At 32.7% G+C, this 11,126-nt stretch carries 11 protein-coding genes and 1 other RNA gene; 6 read left to right on the plus strand and 6 right to left on the minus strand.

The genetic code is table 11. The features are described 5' to 3' along the window. Window positions 1-218 precede the first annotated feature (218 nt). Both ABIN61_08565 and ABIN61_08570 read left to right on the plus strand, forming a co-directional pair. Window positions 219-1,301, plus strand: coding sequence for a DUF763 domain-containing protein (locus ABIN61_08565; protein ID MEO0294253.1), 1,083 nt, complete (start codon window positions 219-221; stop codon window positions 1,299-1,301). Between the two features lie 12 nt (window positions 1,302-1,313). Continuing rightward, window positions 1,314-2,090: a hypothetical protein gene (locus ABIN61_08570; GenBank protein ID MEO0294254.1), complete on the plus strand. Its 777-nt coding sequence runs from the start codon at window positions 1,314-1,316 to the stop codon at window positions 2,088-2,090. Here the strand turns inward: ABIN61_08570 and ABIN61_08575 are convergent. From ABIN61_08575 to ABIN61_08590, 4 genes are read right to left on the minus strand one after another with little or no spacing between them, the layout of a single operon-like run. Then, a complete protein-coding gene (locus ABIN61_08575; protein ID MEO0294255.1) occupies window positions 2,087-3,136 on the minus strand; it encodes a hypothetical protein in 1,050 nt (349 codons plus the stop codon). The genes ABIN61_08570 and ABIN61_08575 overlap by 4 nt on opposite strands. Next, window positions 3,137-3,928, minus strand: a complete 792-nt coding sequence (locus ABIN61_08580; protein MEO0294256.1) for a hypothetical protein — start codon at window positions 3,926-3,928, stop codon at window positions 3,137-3,139. Window positions 3,929-3,931: 3 nt separating this feature from the next. Continuing rightward, on the minus strand, window positions 3,932-5,302 hold the full coding sequence (locus ABIN61_08585; GenBank protein MEO0294257.1) for an FAD-linked oxidase C-terminal domain-containing protein: 1,371 nt from the start codon (window positions 5,300-5,302) through the stop codon (window positions 3,932-3,934). Between the two features lie 29 nt (window positions 5,303-5,331). Then, window positions 5,332-5,976, minus strand: a complete 645-nt coding sequence (locus ABIN61_08590; GenBank protein MEO0294258.1) for a redox-sensing transcriptional repressor Rex — start codon at window positions 5,974-5,976, stop codon at window positions 5,332-5,334. A gap of 143 nt (window positions 5,977-6,119) precedes the next feature. Here ABIN61_08590 and ABIN61_08595 point away from each other — a divergent pair, with 143 nt between their 5' ends. Further along, window positions 6,120-6,761 carry a SagB/ThcOx family dehydrogenase gene (locus tag ABIN61_08595; GenBank protein ID MEO0294259.1) on the plus strand — a complete coding sequence of 214 codons (642 nt, stop codon included), beginning with the start codon at window positions 6,120-6,122 and terminating at the stop codon, window positions 6,759-6,761. A 50-nt stretch (window positions 6,762-6,811) separates the two neighbouring features. Next, on the plus strand, window positions 6,812-8,491 hold the full coding sequence (locus ABIN61_08600; GenBank protein ID MEO0294260.1) for an AMP-binding protein: 1,680 nt from the start codon (window positions 6,812-6,814) through the stop codon (window positions 8,489-8,491). Here ABIN61_08600 and rnpB read toward each other — a convergent pair. Then, an RNA gene (rnpB, locus tag ABIN61_08605) (RNase P RNA component class A) lies at window positions 8,492-8,809 on the minus strand. 95 nt (window positions 8,810-8,904) lie between these two features. Between rnpB and hpt the strand changes: the two genes are divergently transcribed. Together hpt and ABIN61_08615 are read left to right on the plus strand one after the other, a co-directional pair. After that, window positions 8,905-9,444: a hypoxanthine phosphoribosyltransferase gene (gene hpt, locus ABIN61_08610; protein ID MEO0294261.1), complete on the plus strand. Its 540-nt coding sequence runs from the start codon at window positions 8,905-8,907 to the stop codon at window positions 9,442-9,444. A 97-nt stretch (window positions 9,445-9,541) separates the two neighbouring features. Continuing rightward, the gene (locus ABIN61_08615) at window positions 9,542-9,940 is read left to right on the plus strand and encodes a DUF2784 family protein (protein MEO0294262.1); all 399 of its coding nucleotides are present in this window, start codon (window positions 9,542-9,544) and stop codon (window positions 9,938-9,940) included. Between the two features lie 10 nt (window positions 9,941-9,950). Here ABIN61_08615 and ABIN61_08620 read toward each other — a convergent pair whose 3' ends face one another. Beyond that, complete coding sequence (locus tag ABIN61_08620; GenBank protein ID MEO0294263.1) at window positions 9,951-10,778, minus strand: CAP domain-containing protein; 828 nt, start codon at window positions 10,776-10,778, stop codon at window positions 9,951-9,953. Window positions 10,779-11,126: the final 348 nt, after the last annotated feature.

Genomic DNA, 11,126 nt, shown 5'->3' on the forward strand with positions numbered 1-11,126 from the left:
CTTTAGAGACACTTATTGAGAGAAGCAAATCTCCTGAACTTGTCCACTTGTTTGCGCCGGATCTTGATAAACTCCTGGAGAAGAAAATGGATGTGACTCTTAATCTGGAATTAGACCTTGTGAATGTTAAAATATCTCAAAGTGTCCACCACCTGCCTTAGAAGGTCTTTTTCTCTTTTTAGTGTTGACAATACCCCTTTTTAGGCTAAAATAAAAATATGAGAAAAGGATTTGCTACTTTACCATTACACTGGGGAAAAGTCCCTAAATGGCTATTTGAAGATATGAAAAAACTATCCTTAGCTATTATAGAAGTTATGCTTATGGAATATCCCCAAATAAAAATCTTAGAGAATCTTTCGGATCCTTTTTGGTTTCAAGCCTTAGGTTGTGTTCTTGGATTTGATTGGCATTCAAGTGGGTTAACCACAACAGTGATGGGGGCTTTAAAAGAAGCTTTTAATCAACTCGACGCGGGGATTTATGTCTGCGGAGGTAAAGGAAAAACCTCCTTAAAAACTCCAGAGGAAATTAAACAAATTGGATTTAGAAAAGGAATAAATATAGATTCTTTAATTTATGCAAGCAAAATGACAGCGAAAATTGATAATTCAGCTCTTCAAGATGGATATTCAATTTATCATCACACCATCATTTTTAGCTCAAAAGGAGAGTGGAGTGTTGTTCAACAAGGTATGAATCTTGAAAATAGAACCGCTCGAAGATACCACTGGTTCTCTGGTTCATTAAAGGACTACACCTGCGAACCTCACAAAGGAATTATAACAGATAGTTTCACCACACCCCTTAATATGGTTTCTAAAGATTCTATTGGGGCAAGAGAAATTTCTACAAAAATCGCTTCAGAATATCCAGAAAAAACAATAAAAGAATTAAAAAAAATTAGAGAATTGAAATTACCTCCTCGCCACGAAATAATTAAATCTGACATTAATTTAGATAGGTTAAAAAAAACCCTTGAATTAACTTTTAATAGACAGCCCGAAAATTTCGAAATTCTTTTAGGAATTAAAGGAGTTGGACCAGCTACCATTAGAGCTCTTGCTTTAATAAGTGAACTTCTCTACGGAGAACATCCAAGCTTTGAAGATCCTGCAAGATATAGCTTCGCTCATGGAGGAAAAGATGGAATACCTTATCCCATTGACAGAGAAAATTATAAGAATTCCATCCTATTTTTAAAAAAAGCTATTTCCATGGCTAAACTCGGAGATAGGGAAAAACTCAACCTCCTTAAAAGACTTGCATTTATAGAGAATGAGAATATAATAAAGAAGTAAAAAGGAAAAATAATGATAAGGAGTTTAACCAGATTTTGTCTAATAAGTTTTATAATAACATTTCTTAATATATTTGCTCTTAGTTGGAGAGAACTTAAATCACAAATTGAATCAAAATATAAAGAATTTTCCACTTCAATAAAAGACCTTACGATAATTATGGAAGTTGAAAATAAAAGCTTGAAAGAAATAGAACCTTTGGAAAGTAAGATATTCATAAAAGGAGAAAAGTATAGAATGGAAACCAAAATAAATATAGCTCAAGAAGCCTCTTTTCCTATTTGGGAAAATATAAAAAACATTTATATCTTTGATGGTAAAGAGTTATGGATTATAAATTCTATTACAGGAAAGCAAAAAATTTCTATAGAGGATTGGTCTGCTTATCAAAATCTACTTAACTGGTGGAAGAACGTCATAGAAGACTTAAAAATCACAGGCTCTGAAAAAATAGGAGATAGAATTTGTTACATCTTGGAAAATAAGGATAAAGAAGAAGCTTCAAAAAAAATTTGGATTGACCAAAAAGAACATACCTTAATTCAAATAGAAGAAAAAGATAAAGAAACAACTAAAATATTAAATTCTAACTTTAAAAAAATTAAAAATTGGGAAGTGCCTTATACTACAGAAGTATTTGTTAACGGAGAGTTAATGTTAAAAAATACAATTAAATCCTTAGAAATAAATAAAAATTTATCTGATGAACTTTTTGATGTGGACAAAGCTGAAAGAGAAAGCAAAATAAACATTCAAGACTTAATGGATAAAATCAAGATAGAAAATTAAATGTAACTCAGAATAAATTTACTAACTTTTATATAATCATGATTTTCTACCACCCATTTTCTACTATAAAGACTTTTTTCTAAAAGAATTTCAGGTTTTTTCAATATTTTTTCTAAGACATCCTTTATGTTATCCTTATTAGCATTTATAAAAGGATGTTTTTTTAAAAATTTTTCATATTGAGGATTGATATAAGTCACACTTGGTATTCCCATAGAGAGAGATTCCATTGAATTCATACCATACCCAAAACCACCAAAATCAGTTAATTGATCAACAAGAAGGTCACATTCTTCCTCTTTTATTCTAAGAACCTCGTTATGTGGTTTATTTTCAATCAAAATAAAATTAAATTTATATTTTTTTTGAAGTTCCGAAATTGCTTCAAGAAGGTATTTAGTTCCTTTTAAATATCTATTTGTTGGAGCATGACATATAGTTAATTTATCTCCCTTTAGGATTTCTTTTTTCTTAAACTTATCAACCTCAAAAGGAAAAGGAATATACTTAACCCCAGGATGAATGAAAGTGTGATCAAACTCGGTCGTAAATATCGCGTCTGCTAATCTCTCTATATGAGGCAAAACTCCCCTCACTCTTAAATCGCTTCCAAGATATAATATAATTATCTTTTTATTCATACTTTTTAGTGACTCTATTATTTTTCCATTTCTCAAAAATCCAAGGCCTCCATCAAGAAAATAACAATCAAAAGACCTTATGAAATCTTTTAAAGGGCTTAATTGAAAATTCCAGAGAACATCTCTAAATAAACAAAATGATTTTTCTATCTTTGATGGTTGCCATATTGGTGGAGTTCCTCTTTTTACTGAATAATTGTAAGTTCCAATTTTCAACATTTTCTTCAAAAAATTAAATCGTGATAGATTAGCAAAATAATAATTTAAAACTATATCATCCCAGTAAGATCTAGGACTTCTAAAATAGGTCATAAGTCTTGAATAATGCCCTAACTTTCTCTCAGCTTTTACAAGTATTCCAGAAACCCCAGCAACATTCTCTGAACTTAAATGTAAAATTCTCATTTACTCTAAAAGCATTAAGCAATCCCCAATAATTTTAGAAGTAATCCTTTTTGAATACCTCACAACCTTTATAGAAGAAGGAGGCTCAAAAGGATCGTCCTCTTCAAGCAAAAGAACCTGAGGAATTTTTAAAAAAAAGGCAAAAGTAGAAAGATCATTCTTCCTCGAAATAATTTTAGAGACTTTTTTTAAATCCTCATAATTATTGACAACATAAAGACCATGATACTCAACACCTATATCAGAAGTAATCCCAACGACTTCTTCTTTCTTACGCAAACCCTTAACACCTTTTATCTGCCAACTAATAGAAGGAAAACCAATTAACCTCATAAGAAACTGATAAGATCTAATTATTTCTCTATCCTTAGCTCTTCCTACTATATTTACCCCAGGCACATCATACATAGAAATAACAAAAGGTCTTTTTAAAACAAAAGAAAATATAGGTATTCCATCTTTATTAAAATCTATTAAAAGATCATATTGTTTTTTTATTCTTTTCTTTAACCTTAAAACTCCAATAAGACCTAATTTGCTTCTATAGGTAATAATATCTAAGTTCATATTTTTAAAATACTTAACATCTTTATCTTCAGGTAGAATGAGAGATAATTCAAACTTTTTTCTTAGGGTTTCTGCTATAGGTAAAGAGTAAAACGTCTCTCCTTCTTCTTCAGAAGGCCGCAATGCTACTCTTTTAATATTCTTTAAGGGAAACTCCATCTTTTTAGAATCCATTTTTTTCTTAGAAAGCAGAAAGATAAATTTTGAAGTTGCTCTATTAAACACTTTTCACTCCAAATCAAATATTTTTCCGGGATTTAATATATTTTTGGGATCAAAAATTTTCTTTATTTCTTTCATAAGTTCTATTTGTTCCTTTGTCCTTGAATACTTAAGATACTTCTTTTTAGTAAATCCTATTCCATGCTCTCCACTTATTTTTCCTCCATAAGAGTTCAAAACTGTGAATAACTCACTTATGACCTTTTCTCCCTCATCTTCCCAATCTTCCCTTTTAATAATGTTAATGTGTAAATTACCATCTCCAATATGTCCAAAGGTAAAAATTCTGGTATCAAACTTATTTCCAAGTTCTTTCGCCTTTTTAATAAAATCAGGAATAAAAGATCTTGGAACAACAATATCTTCAGGAATAAGGGTTCCCTCTTCATCAAGAGCCTCTGAAATTTTGCGTCGAAACCCCCATATTTTCTCCTGCTGGTGTTTATCTACAGTTACAAAAACATCAGTAGCACCATTTTCCAAAAATTTATTACCGATAAGCTCTATTTTCTCTTCCATTTCTCTCTTTGACTTTTCTAATAATTCTAATATAAGTAAAGTTCCTTCTTCATCCACCGGTATCTTTTCTTCAAGATTAGAATTAGCTACCTTAAAAGCATCCTCATCTATAAGTTCAAAGGCAGAAGGTATAAGCCCTGAAGAGAGAACACTAAAAGCTGCAAAAGCTGCTTTCTCTAACTCTTTAAAAGGAACTACTAAAGTTGCAGAAAAAGGAGGTAATGTCCTCACTTCTATCAAAACCCTCGTTATAATCCCAAGGGTGCCTTCAGAACCTATTAAAAGATTTAAGAGAGAGTATCCTGTTGCATCTTTCTTTAACTTCCCTCCTAGAAACTCTTTAACTCCATTTGGAAAAACAACCTCAATACCTCTAACATAGTCTCTTGTAACTCCATAAAAAAGACATCGCGCTCCTCCAGCATTCGTTGCTACATTTCCTCCAATAGAACATGAATCAATAGAGGAAGGATCCGGAGGAAAGAAAAAATTATATTCTTTTAGAAAATTGTTAATCTCCCCTGTTATAACCCCAGGCTCAACCTCAAGAATAGCATTTTTTTCATCAAAATCTAAAATCTTATTCATCTTCTCAAGAGAAATAACAACTCCTCCATAAACAGGAAGAGCTCCCCCTGTCCTACTCGTCCCCCCACCTCTTGGAGTTAAAGGAATCTTTAAACTCACTGCTAATTTAAGAAGTTGAGCTATCGAATCACTCTCTTGAGGTAGGAAAACTGCATCAGGAAGAAAATAATAGTTTCCTGGCGTTTCATCTTTTGCATATTTTTCTAACTGCTCTTTTTCTAAAATTAACTCATAACTAAATTCTCTTTCCAGCTGAGCTAATTTCTTCATAGCCTAAAATAACCCTAAGTTTCCTATAGTCAAGAGAGTGATTTTCTTTTCCCTTTTTCCAAAAGATAATAACTAAGCTGAGCCAATTCTGAAGAAAGGTCTATATTACGAATAATAAGACCATCAGAGAATTCCTTTAAAGAAGAAAAATAAGAAGGAGTAAAGTTTAACACTGCTTTAATAGAACTCTTTTTTATTTTCCTCATTACATTAAGAGCCTCCTCTGCAGGAACTGCAACTATAGCGATTTTTATTTCCTCTTTCTTTACCTTTTCTTCAAAATCGTCCATAGGTTCTATTTTAACTCCTCCAACAACATTACCAATCTTCCTTTTATCTTTATCAAATGCTAATGCAATTCTCAAGCCTTGGGTTTTAAATCCATAAAAGTTTAAAAGTGCAGAGCCAAGTTTCCCTACTCCTATTAATGCTACCTTAATCTCCTTCCCTGGAAAAGCAATTTTCTTGATAATTTTTAGAACTTCTTCGGTATTATATCCAACTCCTCTTTTTCCCATAGAACCTATATATGAGAAATCTTTCCTTACAAGGCTCGCTTTTATATTCAACTTATTCGCAATATCCTCTGAAGAAAAATTCTTCTTCTCTTCCTCGAGGAAATTTTCTAGACATTGAGCATAGATATATAACCTCCTTACAACTTCCTCTGGCACCTCTATTTTATTTAAGAATTTTTCCTCCTCCAGTTGGGATTATAATAACAAAAATACTTCTTGTCAACTTCTCTTTTTAAAACCACCTTTTCATCTTGACTTTCTACAACTTATTATTAATGATTCTTAAAAGGGAGGAACTTATGCGAGAAATATTTATATTCATTTTGTTTATATTAACTTTTCCCTTACTCTCTTATACTGAAGAAAATGGCACAATCAAGCTCCCAAAACCTAAAATTAAAGGTGGAAGGCCATTAATGGAAGTCCTTAAAGACAGAAAAACAACCCGTTCTTTTAGCGAAAAAGAATTACCCTTAGAAGAGCTATCAAATCTTCTATGGGCTGCTTTTGGAATAAATAGACCAAACGAGGGAAAAAGGACCGCTCCTTCTGCAATGAACAAACAAGAAATCGACATCTATGTTGCCTTAAAAATGGGGTTATATTTATATGACCCAAATAAAAATCTTTTAAAAAAAATCCACAATAAAGATATTCGTAGAGCAACAGGAGAGCAGGATTTCGTAGGTATCGCTCCTATAAATTTAATCTTTGTAGCGGACTATTCAAGGATGGGAGAAATTTCTGAAGAAAATAAAAATTTCTTTTCTGCTATAGATGCAGGTTTTATTGCACAGAATGTTTATCTTTACTGTGCTTCTAATAAACTTGGAACTGTTGTAAGGGCTTGGATAGACAGAGATAACCTTTCAAAATTAATGGAACTTAAAGAAGACCAAAAAATAATTATTGCCCAAACTGTAGGATATCCAGCAAATTAAAAAGTTTCTTTTTCATTGACAAAAGAGAATTTTTAAAGTATAATTTTATTATGAAATGGAAGTTTGTAAAAGAACCAGAAGAAATAGTTACTCTTCCTCAAATGTTTTTAAAAACCGTTATGAGTTATCCTGAAAATGCAGCAATTAAACTTGTGGGAGAAGGAGGGAATTTAAAAGAGTGGTCTTACGAGGAACTTTATAATTTAATAATTTCTCTTGCCATTCAAATGAAAACCAAAAAAATTAAGAAAGGGGATAGAGTAGCCATATATGGTTATTACTCTCCAGAATGGGTTATTACTTATTTTGCAATTCAGTTTATAGGAGCAATTGGGGTTCCCATTGACAATCGGTTAACATATAGAGAAGCTCATTACCTTGTTAACGATTCAGGTGCAAAAATTCTATTTTATTCCCCAGATTTATTAGCAGATGAACTTGTAGTAGAGAAAAGAGAAAAATATCTTCCTTTGGAGCTACCAAATTTTACATCGGAAGTTAAAGATTTTCCCTTACCTCCTTTAAGTCTTGACGATCCTGCGGTTATTCTTTACACTTCAGGCACAACAGGCTCTCCCAAAGGAGTTGTCCTTACCCATAGAAATTTAGCGAGCAATGTAGAAATGTTACGAGAGGTTGTAGAGTTCAATCCCAATGATTCCTTCTATGTTCTTTTGCCGCTAAATCATATATTCTCTCAAACAGTTAATATGTTAGCTCCTTTCTCTACTGGCTCTTCAATGATTCTGGCGCGTTCACTTAAATCAAAGGATATAATAGAAGATTGTAAAAAAACAAAACCAACAATATTTGCTGTTGTTCCCCTCATTCTTGAAAAATTTATAGAAGGAATTGAAAAAGAAATAAAAAGATCCCATCTTGCAAAAAGAGCAATATTTAAAGCTTTAGACGGTGTTGGAACTTTTCTCCATAGAATAAAAAGGGGAAGCGGTGGTTTCTTATATTCAACAATTAAGAAAAATCTGGGGCTTGAACGATTAAAATATCTAATATCAGGGGGAGCAGCTCTCCCTAAATGGGTTTCTCAAAAATTTGAACAATGGAGTTTTCCAATAATACAAGGGTATGGTTTAACAGAAACTTCGCCTGTTATTTCTGTTAACCCAATATACGCTCCTAAAAATGAATCAGTAGGTCTTCCTTTACCTGGATTAGAGATCAAAATATTAAATCCTAACGAAAATGGTGTTGGAGAAATTGCTGTAAAGGGTCCATCAGTATTCAAAGGTTTTTGGGAAAATGAAGAAGCAACAAAAGAAGTCTTTGAAGGAGAATGGTTTAAAACAGGGGATCTTGGTTTTTTAGATTCCGAAGGGTATCTTTACATCACTGGAAGAAAAAAATCTGTTATTGTAACGAAGGGAGGAAAAAATATTTATCCAGAAGAAATCGAAAATTATTTATCCCAATCTCCTCTAATTGAAGAAGTTCTTGTATTATCTAAACCTAATCCAAAAACAGGAAGCGAAGAATTAGTAGCTATTGTTTACCCAAATTATGAAGAGTTAGATGAATATTGTAGAAAACATAGAATTGAAGAAAAAGATCCACATAAAATAATAAACGAAGAGATAAAGAAATTAAACCAAGATCTTACAGACTTCAAGAGAATAAGAAGGGTCTTAATAAGAGATGAAGAATTTCCAAAAACACCAACAAGAAAAATAAAACGTTATCTATTTGAAGAAGAAGGAGTAGAAATTCAGTAATAAAGTGGAAGGGCTATAAGCCGGATTCTGTTTTAGATAGTCATTGCTCTATGCAACTACCTGAGGTCATTAGGTCCGGGTGAGTAGACCTGCCTCTGTTTGTCTTGCATTGGAGGGGGTTTACCATGCGACTTCTGTCACCAGAAGCCCGGTGAGCTCTTACCTCACCTTTTCACCCTTACCTTGCAAAGCAAGGCGGTATGTTTTCTGTGGCACTTTCCGTCACCTTACGGTGCCTCCCTTCCGGGAGCCTCCCTCACCCACAATGTCCGGACTTTCCTCACTCTCAAAAGAGAGCGCGACTATCCGCCCTTCCACTTAATATATATTAACATCTCTTTATAGAAAATTCAAGACCCTTTTAAACGATTAGTCCTTGACATAATATAAAAATTTCTTAATCTCATAAGAGGATGAAATTTAAAACCTTAATAACTGAAAAGGATATAAAGAAAAGAATAAAAGAGTTAGTAGAAAAAATTGCAAAAGATAGCTTGGGCAAAGAAATATTTATTATTGGAATTCTAAAAGGGAGCTTTATATTCCTCTCTGATTTACTAAGAGAGTTTTACAATCATAATATTCATCCTTCTCTTGACTTTATCACAATTGAATCCTATGGAAAAGGTAAAATATCTACAGGAAAACTTAAACTGTTAAGAGATATCACCGTAGACATCCAAAACAAGTGGGTTCTACTTGTAGACGATATACTTGATACAGGTAGAACACTTGCATATGCAAAAGAACATTTTTTAAAGAAAAACCCTTTTTCTATAAAGACCTGCGTTTTTCTCGATAAACCTGAAAGAAGAGTCAACAATTTTCAGGCTGATTATGTAGGCTTTCAAATACCTAATAAATTTGTTGTTGGATACGGAATGGATTATGCAAACCTTTTCCGCGAACTACCCTATGTAGCGGTTCTTGATGAAGAAGAAAAAAATAATTAGCCACGGAGAGACACAGATGAAAACGGATTTTTTACAAGGCCCTCTTGCTGCCAACAACTCTCTATCCCCTACGCCCTATTAGGGGTAATATAAAAATATGTTGTATAAAATAGTTGCAGATATAATCGTTTTTTTACATTTCATCTGGATAATTTTTATGTTGCTTGGTTTCTTTTTAACTCTCTATGGATTTTTCTGGAAAAAATTCTTTGATTGGTGGCTCTTTAGAACTCTACATCTTGGAGGGATATTATTTGTCGGAATCCTTACCGCCTTACAGAGATTTTGCCCTTTGACAATACTTGAAAATATTTCAAGAGCAAAATATGATATAAGAACAACTTACCCGGGGTCTTTCATTATTCATTACATAGAAAAATTGGTATATCCTGAGGTGAATCAGACCTTACTCAGAATAGTAACTATAATTGCTACTCTTTTTTGCCTTATTGTTTTCATTATTCAACCACCAAAAAGGCTAAAGTTTCTCAATTAATGAGCTAAATTTACTCATACCTTGGAAGTTGAAAAATTTCTCTACACGGAGAGCCCGTATAAACGAAAAGCCTAACCCCACAACGATAAAAATTCTGATCTTTCAAACAGAGTTCTAATTTATGTAAAGTTCTATCCCTAAGAAGAGAAAAAATAATCTTTCCGCCTTTTATTTCTAAGGAATCCTTAGAAACAAGCTTTCCATTATCAAACGCCCAAACTTCAGGGAGAAACGAATTAACATAAAAAAATATCTTATATCTCTCTGATCTTACTTGCACTATTACGCTATCAACTCCAAAATCAGAAAGATTTGCGAAATTTTGGGTTGCCTTAAGCACTTCTCCCCTCCCAACACATCCAATACCCATATGGGTAAACTCTGGATTTAAAATATTCTTTCTATGATTAGGGCTATCCATCCAACCACTCATTATTAACTTTGCAAGAGAATCAGGATTCTCTTGCAGAAGTAAAGGAACTGCGCCTCCAATATTTTCTGCAACATTTTCACCTATCAAAAGAACTGGCAATCCAGAATTATATATCCGGTGTAAAGGAGTTTTATTAATCTCATCCGGTGAATTGTGGGATAAATATTTTCTCTTTACCATATCCTTAGAATGCTCTCTTGCAGCAAGCTTTAATCGTTTATCCAATTTAAGAATACCCAGCCCATTTTTTATTCGCTCTTCATTTGTCAAATTGAATAACAAAGTTTCAATCGTATCAATCCCTTCAACTTCAGGATAAATAGAAACGAATTTTGCTGTTGTATCTTGGAATTTTCCAATCCGAACTTCTGTTAAAGAAGCAGAAAACAATATCAAAAAAATCATATTTAATATTATAGCATAGGAATCAAAATTTGCAATCCCCTAAAGAATATAACCACTAAAGAGTAATGCATTCTTTGTCTACGGATTTCGTCAAATCCGATAAAGAACGGAGAATAAGGGTAATCTCTGTTGTACCCGTGAAAATCTATGTCCAAGATATTTGTGTAATTTGTTTTTGAAAAAAGGAGTATTTAAACAGAAAAGACCCTTCCAAGGCCGGTGTGGACACTTTGAGATATTTTAACATTCACAAGGTCTAATTCCAGATCAAGAGTCACATCCATTTTCTTCTCCAGGAGTTTATCAAGATCCGCCGCAAACAAGTGGACAAGTTCAGGAGATTTATTT

The organism is candidate division WOR-3 bacterium (assembly GCA_039804165.1).
In the GTDB taxonomy this organism is placed as follows: Bacteria; Hydrothermota; UBA3072; order UBA3072; family UBA3072; genus JAFGHJ01.